Below are 19,446 nucleotides of genomic sequence, written 5' to 3'. Positions count from 1 at the left end.
TCTATTGCCTACGTACGGCGAGTCGATCTTTACGTTAAACTCGTGCTGTTTGTCCAACGGATTCACTAAATCTTTATATTTCTTAAGGAGGATTCATTTTACATGGCTAACAAATTCACAACAGACGATATCAAAAAGATGGCGCAAGAGGAAAACGTTAAGTTTATCCGCTTGCAGTTTACTGACCTACTAGGGATTATTAAGAACGTTGAAATTCCAGTTGATCAGCTTGAAAAAGCTCTTGATAATAAAATGATGTTTGACGGTTCTTCTATCGAAGGTTTCGTTCGCATCGAGGAATCTGATATGTATCTTTATCCGGATCTTGATTCATGGGTCGTTTTCCCATGGTCATCTGAAAAAGGCAGAGTAGCTCGTCTTATCTGTGACATTTACAGCCCTGATGGCACTCCTTTCGATGGGGATCCTCGTTCAGTGCTAAAACGCGTTCTTAAAGAAATGGAAGAGCTCGGATTCTCTGACTTCAACATCGGACCAGAGCCGGAATTTTTCCTTTTCAAGATGGATGAGAACGGTGAGCCAACGCTTGAGCTTAACGATAAAGGCGGATACTTTGACCTTGCTCCTACAGATCTAGGTGAAAACTGCCGTCGTGATATCGTTCTTGAGCTTGAAGACATGGGCTTTGAAATCGAAGCTTCTCACCACGAAGTAGCACCAGGACAGCACGAAATTGACTTTAAATACGCTGATGCGATCACAACGTGTGATAACATCCAAACGTTTAAATTAGCGGTTAAAACAATCGCACGAAAGCACGGACTTCACGCAACGTTCATGCCAAAGCCACTCTTCGGTGTTAACGGCTCAGGAATGCATGCGAACATGTCTCTATTCAAGGATGGAGAGAATGCATTCTACGATCCTAAAGACGAACTTGGACTAAGCGAAACAGCGCGTCAATTTATCGCAGGAACAATGAAGCACGCTGAAGCGTTCACTGCAGTAACAAACCCTACAGTTAACTCTTACAAGCGTCTTGTTCCTGGATACGAAGCACCTTGCTACGTTGCGTGGTCTCTTCGTAACCGTAGCCCGCTTATCCGTGTACCAGCATCTCGCGGAATCAGTACTCGTATTGAAGTACGTAGTGTAGATCCATCTGCAAATCCATACCTTGCAATGGCCGTTCTACTAGCAGCTGGACTTGATGGTATCAAGAACAACATGACGCCACCAGAGCCAACTGAGCGTAACATCTACGTGATGGACAAAGACGAGCGCGTAGCAGAAGGCATCACAGATCTTCCTGCAACACTATACGATGCACTTCAATTGCTTAAAAAAGATGAAGTTATGATGACTGCTCTCGGCGAGCACGCATCAGAGCACTTTATCGAAGCGAAAGAAATTGAGTGGGATATGTTCCGTACGCAAGTACACCCTTGGGAACGCGAACAGTATATGACGACTTACTAAGAGCCAAACCCCTTGATACGACTAGTATTAAGGGGTTTTTCTTATTTTGGTCAAAATCACATTTTCTTGTAAGTGGTTGTTTTGACCAAAAAATGACCAAAAAAAGTTCAAAAAAAAGATTTTGACCAAAAGATTGGCCAAAATCATTTCAAGATATTCTTCATGTATTCCTCGTATTTCTCCAGTGTATCTGTCTCGATTTTTTTACTAACGTGTGCATAAACGTTTGATGTAATTTCCATACTTCCATGGCCCAAACGAGTCTGGACATACTTCATATCTGCACCAGCTTCTAAAAGTAATACAGCATGTGTATGGCGGAGAGAGTGGATAGGCAACTTCGGTTTGTTCGTTCTTTTTAGTATCCGGTTAAATGCATTAAACAAACTAGACTTCGGCATAATGTTCCCGTTATTACGACAGAGGACCAGGTTCAAATCGTGGTGATAAATTTCATTAAGTGCTAATTTATTTTGATTTTGTTGTTTCTTATGAAAGTGGAGATCATTGATTAAACTCTTGCTGATTGTAATCGTTCTTTGTGATTTAAAGGTTTTAGTGTCTCCAAACAATTCTTCTTTCGAACGCGCTTTGAAATCGAGTGTCTTATTAATGGTGATCGTGCCTTCCTTTAAGTCTAGATCCGTCCATTGCAGAGCAGCAGCTTCACCTTTTCGCATTCCAGTCTCTATGAGTATTTTGAAGAAGATCCAATACTCATAGCCATACTTATAAGCTTCCTGTAAAAAATCATGGATATCTTCAGAATCCATATATTTTAATTCTGAGCTCTCTTTTTCCTTCCCTTTAATATCAACTCCTTCGCAAGGACTTCTCTCAATCTTACCGAGCGTTACAGCTTTCTTCATAGCATTTGCCATTGTGGTATGGATAATTTCAATCGTACGCTTACTATATCCGTGGTCAGTAAGACTGTTTAAGAATTTTTGATACATAATAGGCTTTAAGTCTACTAAATTGATTTTTTTAAAATAAGGAAGTATGTGCTTATTGATATTTCTTTCATGGATTTCATAAGTGTTTTTTCGCACTACACCGGATTTATAGTTGATCAGCCAATCGTTAAGGTAATGTTCTAGAAGAAGAGAGGAGTTGTCCACTTCAAACCCAGAATTAAGTTTTGCTTTTTCTTGGGAAGCAGCATGTTGAGCTTCTCGTTTTGTTTTGAAGCCCCCCTTGGATTTTAATTTGTGTTTTTGTGTAAAGAGGTCTTTGTATGAAATTCTATACTCCCATTTTTCTCCTCGTTTACGATATGTAGCCATGGAAAGTCCTCCTTGATTGAAACGTTTTCTTTTTTACTTGTAATAATCGGTCTACACACAGTTCTTGTGAAACCTTAAATGTAGAAGACATTTGCTCAATAACATTAGGATTGTCGAGATCAATATCTGAGATCATGTGATATGGAATAGAAGCGTATTTTGTAAAATGTCTGGCATCTCGTTCTTGAAGCTCTCTAAAAGCTTCAGGCATCATGCCTTGCATTCCTGCATGGCGAAGGATATGACATAGCTCATGGAATGCAACTTCACGCTGTTTTTCTATGGATAATCGGCTATCAACTGAAATGATTTTAAAGTTTCCATTCTGTTTCGAGTAAGAAGGTAAAGGTTTCTGAGAATAGAAAATCCTATAAGTCTTACAAATTTTATGGATACTTATGTCAGAGGGTTTGTAAATGTTCATTTTTAGATACCAGTTCGAAACCCATGACTCAAGTGGGGAGGATGTATACGATAGAGACATTTTCTCACTCCTATAATTAAACGAATGTATGTTCGCCTTAAGATTAAAAATAAATTATACATACGAACGTCTAATAACGAGTTATATGTATAATTTATCTTTAATTATCATCTTTAGTAGAATCCTTCTTTGCTTCTTTTTTCATTTTCTTTGCTTCAAATGCTTTGTACTCAAGAAATGATTCAAAGTCTCTTCGAAGTTCATCAACTTGTTCTGGATTTAAGTCCTTCCAGTCTTCAATATTGTGCATGAAAAAATCTGTTACACCAAGGTCAGTAAGTATTTTATTGATTTCTGACAGAGAATCATAATTTTTATCACTATTGTTACTTGAATGCTGTGGATCGTCTGTATCACCAAGTAGATAAGCTCTAGAAACCTCAAATAGTTCACTTAAAGCTTTAAGTGTTTCAAAAGAAGGTTCTCTTTCATCTCTTTCATACATACTAACTGCACTTTCACTCAATTTGAGAATTCTAGAAAGTTCCTTTTGTGTTATTCGCTTAGATTTTCTTAATTCTTTTAATCTAATGCCAAAAGTGGCCATATCCATCACCTACTTGAAATAATAACACGAAACGTGTTATTTGGATAGTTAACTTCACAAAAAGTGTTGACAACACTTTAAGTGTGGTTTAATCTAGTAATAGAAACACAATATGTGTTGAAAGGTGGTGTATTTATGAATAAAGAAATTATTGGAAAGAAGCTAATTAATTTACGTGGTGATCTAACAAGAGAAGAAGTAGCTGATGAACTTTCCATAAGTGTAAGTGCGCTTGCTATGTATGAGCAGGGAAAGCGGACACCTAGAGATGAAATTAAAATTAAGCTTTCAAATTTTTATGATGTATCAATTGAGTCTCTTTTTTTTAATATAGAACCGCACAATATGTGTGGTTAATGAACTAAGGGGTGTTCAAAATTGCTAAACATACAAATCGATGATCAAGAAGCAAAACAGCTTTACCTTCAAAAAGTGGAAGAAAAGATTAAGCAAATTGATGCTGAGCGAGTTTTCTGGGATGCGAAAGAGCTTCAAAAGCGAACATGTATGTCCTGGGGATCGATCCAGGAGAAGTTCTTTTTTGACTCACGCTTTAAGAAATACAAGGTAGGGCAGAAGTGGTACTTCCCAGCTGGAGATACAAAAGATTTCTTGCTCACATGGTTGAGTGAACAAAACACTCGTTAATTAGTTTCTAAGTTTATTTTACCCATTATCAACAAAAAAATTGGTAGAAAGGTGGTCAATTTTAATGCTAAATGGTAGATCAGCTTCTGAAGTGCGATCTGCAAGGAAAGAAACCGGTATGACGCAATTGGCATTGTCAATGGATTTGCATACATCTCGTGAAGCTGTTTCTAAACAAGAAAACGGAGAATACCGTGTTCAACCTGATATGGTGAAATATTTTGCTGAAAGTCATAACAACCCATTTGTGGGAATGACTGCTGCAGCAGAATATACAGGCTGGGGAAGCGGAAGGCTTGATGGTGATGATATTGATCTTCATCGATCCAGTGTTAAATGTAAGGCTCAGGAAGAGTTGCAAGAAGCTCTCATTGCGATTAATAAAACAAATCTAGTAAATCATCCTAGAAAAGTAGAGCCATTTCAATTTAATGATGTGAAGGAATCAGTCATTCAAGCGATGGATGCCATCATTGCATTGAATCATTATATTGCTGTTATTTGTAAAGAATATTCTATTTCATGGGCTGAAATGTGGCTAACTCATAGAAAGAAACTCATTTCTCGCGGTTATATGAAAGGTTAGAAGAATTAGGGGGGCGTACTGATTGAAGGCAGTTTCTGAACGCATTTTTTATTACACAAAAAAAGTAGCTGAATATACAGCAATTCATCCAACGCGTTATCAAAATCCATACAGATATAACCGATTGCTTAGTTATAAAAAAGAGCTAAATCATCGAATTAAGGAGGCTAAATAATGGAGACTAAAGCTAGTTTTAGATTTTTGCCAGTAGAGAGAAACATGGCAGTTGAAGCCATGTGTGCGTATAGAGATAAGTTAAAGGGGTGGGCTCTGAAACAGTTTGACATTGCATACAACAAAATGAAAGAAAGCTCTAATGGAGTCATAAAGTTTGATGGGATGGAATTGGAGTATCTAAAAAGAGCATTAAATTTTCGAGGCTGGCAGTTTTACCAGGAACGCAGAAAGATCAAGGCGGATACTTATTTTACCCTAGCTTTTTGGATAAAAGAGCAAAAGCGAATATTTCAGGACAATAACAATCCATTGAAACAAAAAAATACAGCAACCTAAAAGCTCACTGTCAATCTTTGACGTAATTAATTATCAATAAAATACCACTAATTGAATTTATTGTAAACAATAATATTTGGAAGGTGTTGAAATGATGTTTGGACAAGCTGAATTGTCAGGATGTATACAGCTTAAAACATTCTGTAATGAAATAGATGCGAATTGCTGGCTACAAGAAAACCCTGATCTTGAAGTAGTAGATATAAAGTTTTCTGCTACTGAAGCGGATGATTGTATTTTACTTATTTATCGAATAGAAGAGCAAGGATTATCTGTAAACAAAAAATGACCGCGCTGCAACGCGATCATTCAGGGTCTTGTGATTAATCATCTTATTTTAATTTTACTCCAAGACCCTATCAAAATCAAATACACTCTGGGAGGCATATATGTGAAGTCTGAAAAAACAGAGATTGCCATTCCTATACCCCTACACTATTTATCAGTTATTAAACACATCCAAAACAAGCAAACTCAAAAGCTATATTTTAAGTCCTATGTAACGAAGTACATTAAGAAAAACTATCCTGAACTTACCTTTGAGCGAATTAAAGGTATGAATGCTTTGTGTTATATCAAGGCAGTACCCCCAACTAGATAATCGTCAGTGTATGTAAGGAGGAGAAAGATGTCCGAGAGTTATCCGTTTTCTACTTATTCTGGCATATTGGACCCAACACATTATCAAAACATAGGATCAGGTTTGTGGCTCTTTCTTTGGGCTGTAAGTTCAACCACAGATGAAATTGAAAGAGAAGGGACTGTGTGGGGTGTTGTGTTAGGAAATAAACCCTTGAAGCTTGGAGAACTTTCAATTGTGTTTGGAGTTAGTGATAAGACGATTCGTCGCTGGTTAGATGTCCTGGAGAAACATGAATATATAAAAGTGACTCGCGCTCCATATGGGTTAATTTTAACCGTTAAAAACTCAAAAAGAGGATATATTCAAAAGAAAAAGAGGGTGGACAAAAATGTCCATTCTGAAAAAAGAGAAAGGACAAAAGTGTCTCCTCTCAATAAGAGAGAGGACAGAAATGACCACTCTGGAATGGACAAAAGTGTCCAATCTAATAAAGATATTAGTAATGTTGTTGTAGTTGATAATAAACCTCATAAAACTGAATCACAGTCCAATGCTGATTACTTGCTAGATTATTACATGGTAGTACGAGGGAAACCGGGCATGCCTCCCAAGGTCTCCGATTACCAACACGTTCAAGCGGTATTAAAGGCGGGTGTTTCGATCGAAGAGGCGGTACAGGGAATTGACCAAGCGTTTAGGGATTTTACAGCTGCCTATCATGGTGATGAGATCAATTCGTTCGCTTATTGCAAGAAGGTTATCCTTGCCCATCATTATCGATTGCAACAATCTGAAAAAGCGAGTAATGTTCGCCCGTTTCGAAAGCCAGAACAGCAAGATGAGCAAAGATATGATTATGGATTTTGATTGGAGGGAGAATCATGAAGGAAACATCATCTTTGTTAAAAACAAAAATTGCCCCGATGAAGGTGCTTCGCCAAATTAAATGTTCAGGTTGTGGAGAGATAGTTAACGAAGTGGAAGGAACGGTTGCACTTGGACCTGAAGCAGGAAAGCTTTTCAGAGCTTTCAAAGGGTGCAGGTGTGAAGAAAAGCGATTGGCCGAAGAAAGCAGAAAAGTCCAGTCAGCTATGCTTGAACGGAAAACAAAAGCAATTTTCAATCAAAACTCTTTAGTGAACCGTAGTTTACAGAGAGCTACTTTTGAAAACTATGAACCTACTAACAAACAGCTTTTAGATGCAAAGGAAACCGTAGAAGAATTTGTTAAGGAATTCAAAAGTTCCAATCCTGAAAACCTTCTTCTTGCAGGATCATATGGAACGGGGAAAAGTCACTTATCATATGCAGCTGTTCGAGCGTTATTAGATAAGGGCTATTCAGGACTTTTTCTCTCGGTTCCAAAGCTTCTTACAAAAATTAAAGACACATACAACAGTCACAGTGAATTTTCAGAAGCAGAGCTATTAGAAGCTGTTGAAAAGGTAGATTTACTAGTGCTAGATGATATTGGTACAGAATACACGAACGCAAAGAGTAAAAATGACAACTGGACTCAAACCAAGTTATTTGAAGTCATGGATAGTCGAGCAGGTAAACATACGATATTTACCACCAATTTATCTAGTGATGACCTTTCTAAAAAGGTTAATGAACGGAACTTTTCACGCATGATGGATGGAACGACAGTACTTAAAATGACTGGTAATGACTATCGAAGAAAATCATTTTGAAGGGGGTATTTTGAATGTTATGTTCCTATTGTTTCAATCGAGGGGTCACTTATAAAAAAAGCTTTGCTGGTACTGAGGTTAATCCTTGTAAGAAATGTGACTCTGCAAGTCACTCTAAACAAGAATTTGAAGCGTGGAAGAAACGGTTCTATAAAAAGCATTTTAAACAGGAGGCAAGTTAATGAGTCAACTGAGGAATGCAGTGACAAAACGAAAAAAATTTTAGTAATCAAGCTTAAGAAAAGAGGCCATAATTCTAATTGGTTGCTGAAGCAAACACTAACAACACTTGAGAACTTATGGGCCAATGAAAAATAGATTAATAATTTCTATGTTTAATTATTGTTAAAGGTGGTGTTTTGATGAGTTCAGCTCATGGTGAAGTTATAACTTACTATTTATCAGATAGTGAACTAGAGTACTATCGCAATCTTCCAAGTAAATATGATCCTGAAGATCGACCAAAGGTAAATTGGAAATGGGAAAGAGGAAATTCAAGAAAGAGAGAAGAACAGAATACAAAGTGACTTTGAAAATCTTCATAAAAAAAACCACCTGAGCGTCCAGGCGGTAAAAGTTCCCTTACATCTTATTTTACCACAAAAGGGGCGCTTAGGATGGAAAGAAACCATAAACAACTTAGTGATATTGAGAATCTAACAAAGGTTCTTGAAGAAGATCATTGTTATATCGTTAAAGATGGTAACTTAATTTCAAAACAATTGCCATCACATGGAAAAACAACGATTTTCACATATCAAGGAAAGGTAGATCGGTTCGAATTCCAAATGTCTGAGAAAGTTTGAGAAAGGAGCTATAGCAGTGATTGAATACTACTGTCCTGATTGCGAAGTTTCTGAGGTTTTACCTAATATTATTCCTCAAAAGAAATGCAACAAATGTTCTTTTATTATGGATGCTCATGAGTGGGAGGGAGAATGAAAAGCGCTTTTCATTTCGTTCTTTACCACTATCATCATTTTCTATATAAACACCAGGTAAACGGTAAATACATCGACTATCATTATGTAAGGATGCAAAGACATTACGTGAAAATCAAGAATTGTGACAGAATTAAATAAGTCCTGAGCCATAACGCAGGGGCACCAACTAAACAGAAGTGTTTTCTGTTTGATTGGTGTTCCTTTTTTATATAAATCAACGGAGGTGCCATATGGCAAAACAAATTGATTTTAATCTACCAGAAATTGATCGTGAGCAAACCAAAGCTGCTGTTGAAGGAGCTCTTGAAAAATACACCATATATCTACTTATGGAACCAGATGACCATTTGCCTAAAGTAACCCAAACCTTTTCTATCGTACCTCCATCTCATTCAAATGAATTTCGTTCATCTACTGAAAATGCAGCAATTAAAAATATAGATCAGGCAACTGTTCGTAGGAAGTATCTTAGTAAAATTAGAAAAGCTGTCAATCGCCTCTCTTATCAAGAAAGGTCGATCATTATTCAGCGCTATATGAATGAAGAGGATGTATTTGATTATGAAGTTTATAATGATCTAGGCATGAGTGAGAGAAAGTACTACAGAGTAAAGGCAAGGGCCTTTTATAAATTAGCTTTCATCTTACGTATTGAAGTGACTAAAGAGAAGGTGTTCGCCGGATGAACTTCGTGCAACCAATTCGGGATCCTGAACTGATTAGAGCAATAAAACTTTTTCTAAAAGAGAAAAATGAAAGAGATTATATGATGTTCATTCTCGGTATCAATAGTGGGCTTCGCATTTCCGATATTTTACCTCTTCGTGTTAGCGATGCAAAAAGACCCTATTTTAGTATGAGAGAAAAGAAAACTGGGAAGCAAAAAAGATTGGATATGACTCCTGCTCTAAATAGGGAATTAAAAGAATATGTGGATGGTAGAGAAGATCATGAGTTTCTTTTCAAGAGTAGAGAAGGTATTAACAAGCCTATTGGGCGAAGCATGGCTTATAAAATTCTACGAGAGGCAGCAGAATACATTAATTTAAATGAGATAGGTACTCACACTCTTAGAAAAACATTTGGATACCATTTTTACAAACAAACAAAAGATGTTGCATTACTACAAACAATTTTTAATCATACTAGTCCATCTGTTACCTTAAGGTATATTGGTATTGAGCAAGATGGTATAGATAAAGCAATAAAAAAATTTAAAATTTAAATCGATAACATTGAATAAAAAATTATTGATGTTTAAAAATTAATGAAGGTCTTTTTTCATGAATGTAGAATTTGTAATTTAGTGGAAATCCATCATATCATGGAGGTAAAAAATGAAATTAACTAAATTACAATTAAAAAATTTTCGTGGGTATGAAGAATTAGAAGTAAAATTCAATAAAAATTTAAATGTAATCATTGGAAGAAATGATGTAGGGAAAAGCACTATTCTTGATGCTTTAAACATATTTTTTAATGATGAAAAACCTGAACCTAATGATTGTTATAAATATGCGTTTGAAAAGGTTATTGAAATTAGTGCTTTTTTTGAAGTAAAGGAAGAAGATTTGGTAATATTAGATGCTTCAAATCCAACTTCATTAAATGATGAGTATCTATTAAACGAGGAGGGACTTCTTGAAATAAAAAAAGTAATAAAAGCGAGTGGTAATACAATCAGCGCAAGCAATATTACTGTTCACCTAAATACATATCATCCTATTTTATTCGAAAACCCACTAATTACTTATAGCCTTGCAGAATTAAAGAGTGCGTTGGAAGAATATAAGGATGAAATAAGAGATTATAATGGTATTAATAAAACGAAAAAAGCAGATATAAGAAAAGCAATATTTAATCATTTAATAAGTGAAGATACAGTTTTAGATGTTTTACCTATTAATGTTAAAGATATTCAGGATGAGAGTATGAAAAACTGGCTGAAATTGAAAGAAAATCTGCCGCTTTTCAACCTTTTTCAATCTGATAGAGCAAATACAGATAGCGATAAGGAAGTACAAGATCCAATGAAGGCGATTACTAAAGAGGTGTTATCTGAGCTTCAAAGTGATCTAGACGCTATAAGAGACAGAGTTGTAAAAAGAGTTGAAGAAGTTGGGGAAAAAACAATTGAGAAATTAAAAGAGTTTAATGGTGAAATTGCAAACCAATTAAAAACGTTGCCCGATCTTAAAAATTGGGACACTGTTTTTAAATTTAATTTGGATACAGATAACGATATACCATTAAATAAAAGAGGGAGCGGTGTACGAAGATTAATACTATTGAGTTACTTTAGGGCACAGGCTGAAAAGAGCTTAATGGATAGACAACATCAAAATATAATTTATGCTATAGAAGAACCAGAGACTTCTCAACATCCTGACTTTCAAAAAATGATAATAGACTCTTTATCGATTATTGCTGAGCAGGAGAATAGTCAAGTATTTATAACTACTCACACACCTGAAATAGCACAGATGGTTGATGAAGAGTCGTTAATATTGGTTTCAAAAGATGAAGAAGGTTGTCCAGAAATAGTAACAGATGAAAAAGTTAAAATCAGTGAAATAGTTAATACTTTAGGGATTTTACCGACGATACATTCAAGTATGGTAATTTGTGTGGAAGGTCCTAATGATGTGAATTTTATTAAGAATGTAAATCAATGTGTACCAGAATTCAAAGAAATAATAGATATAGAGCAGACTGATATTAGTATCTATAATCTGGGGGGTAGTAGACTTATAGACTGGATTAACCTTAACCACTTTCAACACTCAAACATAAAGGAATTTCATTTGTATGATGGAGATGTTGAGAAGTATAAAGAACTAGTTGATGATATGAACGCAATGAATGATGGTAGACGCACAGGAATGATAACACAGTTACGTGAAATGGAAAACTACATCCCAATTGCTTTAATAGAAGAAGAGTTTAATTGTAATTTATCTGAGCACCGTTCAAGGTGGGGCAATTTCGATATACCGAACCATTTAAAAGGGATTGCTATGAGTCAAATCAGAGATGATAAAAAAAGAGATATGGCAATCAAAGCTAAATTGAATGGCCAATTAACAAAAAAGGTTACTGCAGAAGATTTAAAGGAAAATGGAGTTTATAGTGAAATGGAAAGTTGGTTTAATACTATTAAAGACATATATTATTCCACAGCTAAAGTTGGCAACCCAAGAGGTGTGCAAATAGGTAAATATTGAACTCCTAACAAAAACTCCCCTGAATCGGGAGTTTTTTGTTAGGAGTTATTATATTCTTTGCCAGTTCTTCTTAATAAGATAATGTATAATTCATAATTGCATTTTAATATTAACCGCATTCTACTAGGACATTCAGGAGTTAAATTAATTACACACAATATAAGATATGGGTAATTAATGCAAGATAATGGTAAGTTAATCTATGAGGGAATGAAATAATTGACTTGATATTTATGGGAGGTATGAAAATGGATAAAGACAGAATGAAATGGATGTCTATACAAGAAACTAAAACTTGGATGATGGCCGTATTAATTGAAGGCGAGGATTTAATTAAATTAAGCAATGAATCCGTTAGTTTAATGGATGATTTTTTCGATCAGCCAGGAGTAAATCTTCAAATGAAGAACAGAATGGATTACATTCGAGAGTTAAGCAGAGTTCGAGAATACTATTTTGTTATTGCTTTAAATAAAGTTCAAAAGTGGTTAAATGTTGCCGTAAAGTATGATGAAGAATATCAGCAAATGATAGATGAAATAAATGAAAAAATTCCTTATATAAAAGAAGTTAGAAACATGCGAGAGCACGAAATTGAATACTTTGAAGGAAAAGGCAACAAACAAAAGGATTTTATTAGAGGCGATGATAATGTAATGTCAGATGCAACTTCAACCATTAATAATCCAGATAATTATTTAGTTGGTGGGAGAATTAGCGTTCAGCAGGTAAACGTGTTGTTTAGGAAGTTGCATCCAAAAGCAAAATTAAAGTTTGAGAATATGTTTTCTTAAAATCTTCTTCGTCTGCATATAATTTTCTTGGCAGAAAAATGGCTGACTACTGGCAGAACATTCATGCATTTAAATGATAAAATGTTATTAGTTTGAAAAGCAGAGAAATACAACAAGGTTATGTATAAATGCTCGAGCAAGAAGAGTAGTCACATTTGATTATTCGTTATAGAAAGCTTAATTGTAATAGATCAATACCAATTGTATGAAGCGCTTCTAATACAAAAATAAAGTCACCTATTGCACCAATATATCTATTTCATGAAGACACTCCTTTTTTTACAGATTAAACAGGATTCAACTTCCTTTTGCTGAAATTAAACAGTGAAGGGAGGGAGGATTATGAGCATACAAAACTCGTTAGATGAGTTTCTAAAAGACATGAGTATAGAAGAAAAAAACAGTTTTATAGCTGAAGTATATACATGTGTTGATAATGGAGGCGATTTTGACACAATCAAAGAAATTTGTAAGAGAAGAATTACAAATGAATTCGGAAGATGAGATTTAAAACTTAGCACCCAAGTGGTGCTTTTTCTTATGTGAAAATACACATAAACAGATTATTAAAGAGTCACTTCAAGAATTTCATTCTTTTTCTACACACAATCAATATTAATAAACCAACCTCTTCATACAAGGTGATCCTTGGTTGTGTGTAGAGAGGTGAATGTAGATGGAACTACAACGAATTATTGAACTCATAGCCCAAGATAAACTGGTTAAGTTCTACCAGAGTCTAGCTTGGAGAAAACTTAGACAACGTGTACTGGTTAGAGATAATCATGAATGCCAGACTTGCAAGCGTTCAGGTAGAGTAGGAAGGGCAGAGAACGTGCATCACATAAAGGAAGTTAAACAGCATCCAGAGCTTGCGCTTGTTTATAGTAACTGTGAATGCATATGCATTCGTTGTCATAATGAAGAGCACGGTCGATTGGAGAAGTACATTCGAAAGAAGAAAGTATTTGATGATGAGAGGTGGTGACTATAAGGATGGAAGAGATGATAAGAGAACAGTTAAAGGATGCTTTATCAGAGCTTCAATTACTCTTAGACTCAGGGATGACAACAAAGGAAGCTTTAGATCGATTCATGGAGTTTGAGGACATTACAGAAGATGAGAAGAAAACGATAGTTAAAGCATTTGAGCTTAGAGAAAAATAATTTTCAAAAGCCCCCCCGTCAAAAATTTTCTGAAGTTTTTGGGGACCCGTGAAACGGGGAGGGGGCTCGACTTTCCAAATTTTTTATCAAAATCTCACGATAGGGGGGTGGCCATGATTGAAAGCGGCCTTAAGAACTGACGTAAGTATAGATAAAATAAAGGATTATCTGATGTCCAGCGTTGATACAACTAGTCCTGTTGAAGTGGAAAAAGTCGGTAGGTACTTGAAGCATATTGAAATTTATAGACGAATGGAACGCACAGTTAAAAAAGAGGGCGTTTCGATCATGGTAAAGAATGCGACCCAAACATTTGTGAAGTCCCACCCTCTGTTGAATGAAATGAGCAAAGTAAATGCATCCATCATGAATATAGAACGAACCTTTCATTTTATAGACGAAGAGAACAAGGGAAATCCGAAGTATTCAGCAGATGATTTGATATAAATGAAAATAAATCAGCATGTTACCTTTTATATGGACCAATACGAAGCTGGCAAGATAAAAGTCAGTAAGTATGTGGTCCTTTTATTTTCTTACTTAAATAACCATGTTCTTAATCGTGATGATATCTACTTTGATGAAATAACTCATAAGCGTTATATCGCTTTTACAGAAAAGAATTATTTTACATTAATGCCGTTTCAAAAGTTTATTACAGCATTCGTTTTTCTCTATTACACAGAAGGAAACTTTCCTTTTTTCGAACAGTTCTTTTTATACAAAGCACGGGGAGCTGGTAAGAACGGATTGATCTCATCCCTTACAAATTTCTTTATCAGCGATTTGCATGGAATCGAAAACTACAATGTATCGATCGTAGCGAATAGCGAAGAACAGGCTAAGACTTCTTTTAATGAAATTTACAGCACTATTAAAAACTCAGATAATCACAAAGTGTTGGAATCATTGTTTTATGCGACGAAATCCGAAATTAGTAGTCGAACGAACAATAGCAAACTCAAGTTCCACACTTCTAACCCTAAAACAAAAGATAGTTTGCGTGACGGTTGTGTCGTATATGATGAAGTCCACGAATATGAAGATTCAGCAATCATTGATGTCTTTTCATCCGGTCTGGGAAAGGTTAAGCACTCCAGAGAATTCTTTATCACTACAGATGGATTTGTTCGCGGTGGTTATTTGGATGATCTGAAAGAACGGGCAACGAGAGTTCTGAATGGGGAATCATTAGAGGATCCGTTATTTGTCTTTATGGCCACGCTGGACAGTGAATCGGATATGGATGACTTTTCAAACTGGCAAAAAGCAAATCCGATGTTCCATGAACCCATGAGTGAGTACGCGAAAGAGTTATTTCGTAAGGTTAGAACGCAGTACATCTCTTTAGGGAATTCTAAGCCATCTGCACGCATTCGATTTATGACAAAGCGTATGAATTTACCTGCTACCGATTTAACTGCATCTGTGGCGACTTGGGAAGAAATTAAAGCAACTAATAGACAAATTCCTGATTTAAAACATAGGGAGGCAGTCGGAGGTTTGGATTTCGCTTCCATTCGGGACTTTGCTGCAGTCGGATTATTATTTAAAGTTGGTGAAGATTATATTTGGAAATCACATTCATTCGTAAGAAGAGGTTTTCTAAAGGATGCAAATTTACAGGCGCCAATCCATGACTGGGAAGAGGAAGGCTTATTGACCATTTTAGACGGACCGGTTATTGATATAAAACAAATCGTAAATTGGTTCGTAAGAATGAGAGAGCAATATGGGGTTAGCACCATTGTAGCGGATACCTTTCGTCTTGATCTCGTGAAAGCTGCACTTGAAGCAGAAGGCTTTCTTTTAATTTATATACGGAATCCTAAAGCCATTCATTCACAACTTGCACCAAGAGTTGAAACGGTATTTGCTAATAAGCAGATTATATTTGGCGACAATCCATTAATGCGATGGTACACAAATAATGTGTATGTGAAAATCAAAAAGGATGGCAATAAAGAATACTTAAAGAAAGATGAAATCAAACGTAAAACCGATGGATTTCAGGCATTTATCCACGCCTTATGGCAAGCGGATAATGTCCTGGTAGAGGAAGAAGAATTTTACCTGGACGATATTTCATTTTAGGAGGTGAGTGACAATAGGATTATTAGACATATTCAAACGTAATACTGAGCTGGAGTGGATGTATGATGTCGATTTATTAGAAGGCACTTCCGAACGGATTAAAATGAAACAATTGGCGATTCAAACCTGCGTCAATATGATCGGTCGAATCATCAGTCAATCTGAATTTCGAGTGAAGAAGAATAAAGAAACGATAAAAGATGAACTCTACTACCGGTTAAATGTTCGACCAAATAAAAACATGTCAGCAAGTTTTTTTTGGCAAACGGTGGTTTATAAACTTATCCATGACAATGAATGTTTGATTATCAAATCTGCTACAGATGATTTGTTAATTGCTGATGATTTTGATCGCGTTGAGTATGGAGTAGTGGAGGATACGTTCAAAAACGTTACTGTCAAAAACTTTACCTTTCAACGAACCTTCACGATGAATGATGTGCTTTATTTGGAATTCGATAATGAAAATCTATCAAAATTGATTGATAGCCTTTTTATGGATTACGGATCCTTGTTTGGAAGAATGGTAGAATTCCAGAAACATAAAAATCAGATTCGTTCGACGGTTGATCTAGAGACGACAGGTGCGAAGGATCCTGAAACTCAACGAAAGTTACAGAGTTTCATTGATCGGATGTATCAAGCGATAAAAGAAAAAACATTCGCCATCATCCCACAACAAAAAGGATTCACTTATACCGAACAGGCAGCTTCTTCTGGTGCAAGTGTAGATGAGATCAATAAAGTCAGTAACGGATTTTTAGATCATGTAGCAAAGGCATTAGGTATTCCAGTCGCTTTAATTCATGGTGAAATGGCTGATGTGGAAAAAGCGACTCGTAACATGATGACCTTTTGTATTGATCCATTACTTAAGAAAATTAAAGATGAGTCAGATGCCAAGTTTATCGATAAGAAAGAGTACCTTGCTGGTAAGCGAATCGATATTAAGCGCGTCTCCTACAGTAATATGTTTGATGTGGCAACTTCAGTCGATAAATTAAGGTCATCCGGGGTGGCCAATGGTCATGAGTTAAGAGATGCGATCGGTCTCGAACAGATGGATGATCCGATTCTTGATAAATTCGTGATCACGAAAAACTACCAAGAAACAAACGAACTTGAAGGGGGTGATAAATAATGTCAAAAGAATTCAAAGATCAAATTAAGAACATGATGAACAAAAAAAACGATGTTCGTTTTGAAGCGGGTGAAAAAGACAAGGAGTATTCCCTCTATATTTATGGACCCATTGGTGGTTTCTTCTTTAGCGACAATAGCGCACAGAGTATTCGAAGAAAGTTGCAAAGTGTTGATGCTGAAAAAATTCACGTCCACATTAATTCTCCAGGCGGTTCTGCATTTGACGGTGTAGCCATTGGCAATATCCTTAAAAACCATAAAGCAGAGATTATTGTTCATGTAGATGGTATGGCTGCAAGTGCTGCTTCTGTAATAGCGGTTGCTGGCGATAAAGTCATCATGCCTGAAAACACCATGATGATGATACACAGAGCATCCACCTTTGAATATGGTAATGCTGCAGTTTTTGATAAGACAGCTTCAGATTTAAGGAAAATTGACGCCTCACTTGCTGCATCGTATAAAAAGCGCTTCGTTGGTGAGCAGTCTGAATTGGAACAACTTCTTGATGAAGAAACCTTTCTTACCGCAGAGGAAGCCGTTGCTTTTGGACTTGCTGACATCGTAGGCGAAGAGATAGAAATTCAAGAACTTGAAGATCTAGGTGATGAGGAAGAAGACGAAGAAGAGTTCGAAAATCTAAAGGACAAGTTAGTTGCAAAGTATTCAGCTAAGAAAAACAAACAAAAAAATGAACCACCAGAACAAAAGCCTACTCCTGCTAATAAGCAGAATATGAGTAAGCTTTTTTTAAATTTAAAATAAGGGAGCTTAAGACATGACCATTAAATTTAACAATTTTGAAGAAAAGAAACAGGCCTTTGCTCAGGTCGCTATAAATGGCTCAGAGGCAGAACAATCTGAAGCCCTATCTAATATGCTTGAAGCCCTAGCAAACGACGTTCAGGGTGATATTTTGAATCAAGTAAATACCCAAATGTCTGATAATGCCGTCATGCAAGCTCGTGGTCAAAATGTATTGACTTCAGAAGAGCTCAAGTTTTTCAATGCTGTTGTCGAAGATGGTGGTTTCAAAGAAACAGAGACCTTACCTAAAACCACACAAGAGCGCGTCTTTAAGGATTTAGTAGAAGTTCATCCTCTCTTACAAGAAATTGGGATTCAAAATCTAGGAGCCGTAACCGAATTTATTTATTCCGATCCTGAAGGAGCTGCTGTCTGGGGGCCATTATTTGGGGATATCAAAGGACAGTTAAATGGTGCCTTCCGTAAAGAAACCATTAGTCAGTTGAAATTAACAGCGTTTATTCCACTTGCAAACGATATGTTGAAGCTGGGTCCAGTATGGATCGAACGTTATGTACGTACCATGATCAAAGAAGCCATGTCCGTTGGACTTGAAAAAGGATATGTTGCTGGAACGGGAATCAATCAACCTATTGGACTTCTGAAAAGTGTGGATGCTAGCACTGGGGCCATTTCAGATAAAACTTCATCCGGCACTCTAACGTTTGAACCAGGTAAAACAACGATTCAAGAATTGAAAGGTGTCGTCGAAAAATTATCGATCCGTAAAGTAAATGGAAAAGATAAAGTTCGAAACGTATCCGGAAAAGTTGTGATGGTTGTGAATCCCTTTGATAACTTTGGCATTCAAGCGAACGCCACGATTCAAAATGCGAATGGTGTCTATGTAACGAGTTTGCCATTTAATCCAAAAATCACAGAATCACAATTTGTTCCACAAGGCAAAGTACTCTTCTTTGTTAGAGGTGAATACATTGCTGCTATTGGTGGAACGGAACCGATTAAAAAGTACACTGAGACGATGGCATTAGAAGATGCGACGTTGTATATCGCTAAGCAATTTGCTACTGGTAAGCCAGTGGACAATTATGCTGCTCAAGTCTATGACCTACAGTTAACGGAAGAACCAGCAGTATAAACAATTTGAAGGGAGCATAAGGACTTATGATTTATAAAGTAATGAATGGATTTAAAGATATAGATGATCATGGGACAATCTATAAACCTGGTGAAAAATATCCAAAGGGAGATTACAAACCCAGTCAGAAACGCATTGCAGAATTATCGAAAGAACATCCGAAATATAAGCGTGTCTTCATCGAAGAAGTGGAAGAAAAGTCCAATGAATCTATCGAACGTTTAACTGCAACGGATATTAAAAAGATGAATAAAGCTCCTCAAGAGGAATTAATAGTGAATTTAAATGGAGATCCAAGCGAGGCTAGTAACGAGGAAGAACGAATTGCTCTTATTTTAGATCTGCAAAAACAGCTAGAAGAAAATGAAAAGCCATCTCCAGAAAAGTAGGGGG

Annotated in this window: 28 protein-coding genes; 25 read left to right on the top strand and 3 right to left on the bottom strand. The window is 36.2% G+C overall.

Annotated features, from left to right (window positions below; genetic code table 11):
• Positions 1–102 precede the first annotated feature (102 nt).
• Positions 103–1,440, top strand: a complete 1,338-nt coding sequence (glnA, locus tag AB986_RS04910) for a type I glutamate--ammonia ligase (RefSeq protein ID WP_048309738.1) — start codon at positions 103–105, stop codon at positions 1,438–1,440.
• Between the two features lie 143 nt (positions 1,441–1,583).
• Here the strand turns inward: glnA and AB986_RS04905 are convergent, their stop codons facing one another.
• From AB986_RS04905 to AB986_RS04895, 3 genes are all read right to left on the bottom strand, one after another.
• Positions 1,584–2,726: a site-specific integrase gene (locus AB986_RS04905; RefSeq protein WP_048309737.1), complete on the bottom strand. Its 1,143-nt coding sequence runs from the start codon at positions 2,724–2,726 to the stop codon at positions 1,584–1,586.
• Entirely contained in the window at positions 2,710–3,210 is a 501-nt protein-coding gene (locus tag AB986_RS04900; protein ID WP_048309736.1) for an ImmA/IrrE family metallo-endopeptidase, read from the bottom strand. The genes AB986_RS04905 and AB986_RS04900 overlap by 17 nt, the downstream gene beginning before the upstream one ends.
• Before the next feature lie 100 nt (positions 3,211–3,310).
• Positions 3,311–3,757, bottom strand: coding sequence for a helix-turn-helix domain-containing protein (locus tag AB986_RS04895; protein WP_053216045.1), 447 nt, complete (start codon positions 3,755–3,757; stop codon positions 3,311–3,313).
• A gap of 135 nt (positions 3,758–3,892) precedes the next feature.
• Here AB986_RS04895 and AB986_RS04890 point away from each other — a divergent pair, with 135 nt between their 5' ends.
• The 24 genes from AB986_RS04890 to AB986_RS22550 all read left to right on the top strand — a co-directional run bounded on the left by AB986_RS04890 (position 3,893) and on the right by AB986_RS22550 (position 19,442).
• The gene (locus AB986_RS04890) at positions 3,893–4,114 is read left to right on the top strand and encodes a helix-turn-helix transcriptional regulator (RefSeq protein ID WP_048309734.1); all 222 of its coding nucleotides are present in this window, start codon (positions 3,893–3,895) and stop codon (positions 4,112–4,114) included.
• Between the two features lie 21 nt (positions 4,115–4,135).
• Positions 4,136–4,405, top strand: a complete 270-nt coding sequence (locus tag AB986_RS04885; protein ID WP_048309733.1) for a group-specific protein — start codon at positions 4,136–4,138, stop codon at positions 4,403–4,405.
• Positions 4,406–4,469: 64 nt separating this feature from the next.
• Positions 4,470–4,991 (top strand): helix-turn-helix domain-containing protein, encoded by a 522-nt coding sequence (locus AB986_RS04880; RefSeq protein WP_048309732.1) that lies wholly within the window; start codon positions 4,470–4,472, stop codon positions 4,989–4,991.
• 22 nt (positions 4,992–5,013) lie between these two features.
• Entirely contained in the window at positions 5,014–5,166 is a 153-nt protein-coding gene (locus AB986_RS22555) for a hypothetical protein (protein WP_169749937.1), read from the top strand.
• Positions 5,166–5,504 carry a hypothetical protein gene (locus tag AB986_RS04875; RefSeq protein WP_048309731.1) on the top strand — a complete coding sequence of 113 codons (339 nt, stop codon included), beginning with the start codon at positions 5,166–5,168 and terminating at the stop codon, positions 5,502–5,504. Before AB986_RS22555 ends, AB986_RS04875 begins: the two co-directional genes overlap by 1 nt.
• 91 nt (positions 5,505–5,595) lie before the next feature.
• A complete protein-coding gene (locus tag AB986_RS04870) occupies positions 5,596–5,793 on the top strand; it encodes a hypothetical protein (protein ID WP_152670924.1) in 198 nt (65 codons plus the stop codon).
• Between the two features lie 339 nt (positions 5,794–6,132).
• Positions 6,133–6,954 (top strand): hypothetical protein, encoded by an 822-nt coding sequence (locus AB986_RS04860; RefSeq protein WP_053216044.1) that lies wholly within the window; start codon positions 6,133–6,135, stop codon positions 6,952–6,954.
• Positions 6,955–6,968: 14 nt separating this feature from the next.
• Complete coding sequence (locus AB986_RS04855) at positions 6,969–7,781, top strand: ATP-binding protein (protein WP_048309728.1); 813 nt, start codon at positions 6,969–6,971, stop codon at positions 7,779–7,781.
• 14 nt (positions 7,782–7,795) lie between these two features.
• Entirely contained in the window at positions 7,796–7,963 is a 168-nt protein-coding gene (locus AB986_RS22255; RefSeq protein ID WP_161797334.1) for a hypothetical protein, read from the top strand.
• A 180-nt stretch (positions 7,964–8,143) separates the two neighbouring features.
• On the top strand, positions 8,144–8,308 hold the full coding sequence (locus AB986_RS22250) for a hypothetical protein (RefSeq protein ID WP_161797333.1): 165 nt from the start codon (positions 8,144–8,146) through the stop codon (positions 8,306–8,308).
• A gap of 90 nt (positions 8,309–8,398) precedes the next feature.
• Positions 8,399–8,587 carry an XtrA/YqaO family protein gene (locus tag AB986_RS04850; protein WP_048309727.1) on the top strand — a complete coding sequence of 63 codons (189 nt, stop codon included), beginning with the start codon at positions 8,399–8,401 and terminating at the stop codon, positions 8,585–8,587.
• 368 nt (positions 8,588–8,955) lie between these two features.
• Positions 8,956–9,411 (top strand): ArpU family phage packaging/lysis transcriptional regulator, encoded by a 456-nt coding sequence (locus tag AB986_RS04845; RefSeq protein ID WP_048309726.1) that lies wholly within the window; start codon positions 8,956–8,958, stop codon positions 9,409–9,411.
• The gene (locus AB986_RS04840; protein ID WP_048309725.1) at positions 9,408–9,950 is read left to right on the top strand and encodes a site-specific integrase; all 543 of its coding nucleotides are present in this window, start codon (positions 9,408–9,410) and stop codon (positions 9,948–9,950) included. Before AB986_RS04845 ends, AB986_RS04840 begins: the two co-directional genes overlap by 4 nt.
• Before the next feature lie 112 nt (positions 9,951–10,062).
• Positions 10,063–11,949: an ATP-binding protein gene (locus AB986_RS04835; RefSeq protein WP_048309724.1), complete on the top strand. Its 1,887-nt coding sequence runs from the start codon at positions 10,063–10,065 to the stop codon at positions 11,947–11,949.
• A gap of 248 nt (positions 11,950–12,197) precedes the next feature.
• Positions 12,198–12,743 (top strand): hypothetical protein, encoded by a 546-nt coding sequence (locus AB986_RS04830; RefSeq protein WP_048309723.1) that lies wholly within the window; start codon positions 12,198–12,200, stop codon positions 12,741–12,743.
• 342 nt (positions 12,744–13,085) lie between these two features.
• The gene (locus AB986_RS22245) at positions 13,086–13,247 is read left to right on the top strand and encodes a hypothetical protein (RefSeq protein WP_161797332.1); all 162 of its coding nucleotides are present in this window, start codon (positions 13,086–13,088) and stop codon (positions 13,245–13,247) included.
• A gap of 172 nt (positions 13,248–13,419) precedes the next feature.
• Positions 13,420–13,731: an HNH endonuclease gene (locus AB986_RS04825; RefSeq protein WP_048309722.1), complete on the top strand. Its 312-nt coding sequence runs from the start codon at positions 13,420–13,422 to the stop codon at positions 13,729–13,731.
• An 8-nt stretch (positions 13,732–13,739) separates the two neighbouring features.
• A complete protein-coding gene (locus AB986_RS22240; RefSeq protein WP_161797331.1) occupies positions 13,740–13,910 on the top strand; it encodes a hypothetical protein in 171 nt (56 codons plus the stop codon).
• A 171-nt stretch (positions 13,911–14,081) separates the two neighbouring features.
• Entirely contained in the window at positions 14,082–14,357 is a 276-nt protein-coding gene (locus tag AB986_RS04820; RefSeq protein WP_048310897.1) for a P27 family phage terminase small subunit, read from the top strand.
• Positions 14,358–16,004 carry a terminase TerL endonuclease subunit gene (locus AB986_RS04815; protein WP_048309721.1) on the top strand — a complete coding sequence of 549 codons (1,647 nt, stop codon included), beginning with the start codon at positions 14,358–14,360 and terminating at the stop codon, positions 16,002–16,004.
• A gap of 7 nt (positions 16,005–16,011) precedes the next feature.
• Positions 16,012–17,145: a phage portal protein gene (locus AB986_RS04810; RefSeq protein WP_425545205.1), complete on the top strand. Its 1,134-nt coding sequence runs from the start codon at positions 16,012–16,014 to the stop codon at positions 17,143–17,145.
• Positions 17,145–17,912 carry a head maturation protease, ClpP-related gene (locus tag AB986_RS04805; protein ID WP_053216043.1) on the top strand — a complete coding sequence of 256 codons (768 nt, stop codon included), beginning with the start codon at positions 17,145–17,147 and terminating at the stop codon, positions 17,910–17,912. Before AB986_RS04810 ends, AB986_RS04805 begins: the two co-directional genes overlap by 1 nt.
• Before the next feature lie 13 nt (positions 17,913–17,925).
• The gene (locus tag AB986_RS04800; protein ID WP_048309720.1) at positions 17,926–19,053 is read left to right on the top strand and encodes a phage major capsid protein; all 1,128 of its coding nucleotides are present in this window, start codon (positions 17,926–17,928) and stop codon (positions 19,051–19,053) included.
• 26 nt (positions 19,054–19,079) lie between these two features.
• A complete protein-coding gene (locus AB986_RS22550; protein ID WP_048309719.1) occupies positions 19,080–19,442 on the top strand; it encodes a hypothetical protein in 363 nt (120 codons plus the stop codon).
• Positions 19,443–19,446: the final 4 nt, after the last annotated feature.

Origin of the sequence: Guptibacillus hwajinpoensis (assembly GCF_001039475.1) — a bacterium.
Lineage (GTDB): Bacteria > Bacillota > Bacilli > Bacillales > Guptibacillaceae > Guptibacillus > Guptibacillus hwajinpoensis.
Note: the sequence above shows the minus strand (reverse complement) of the source record. Positions and strands in the feature narration are given on the sequence as shown.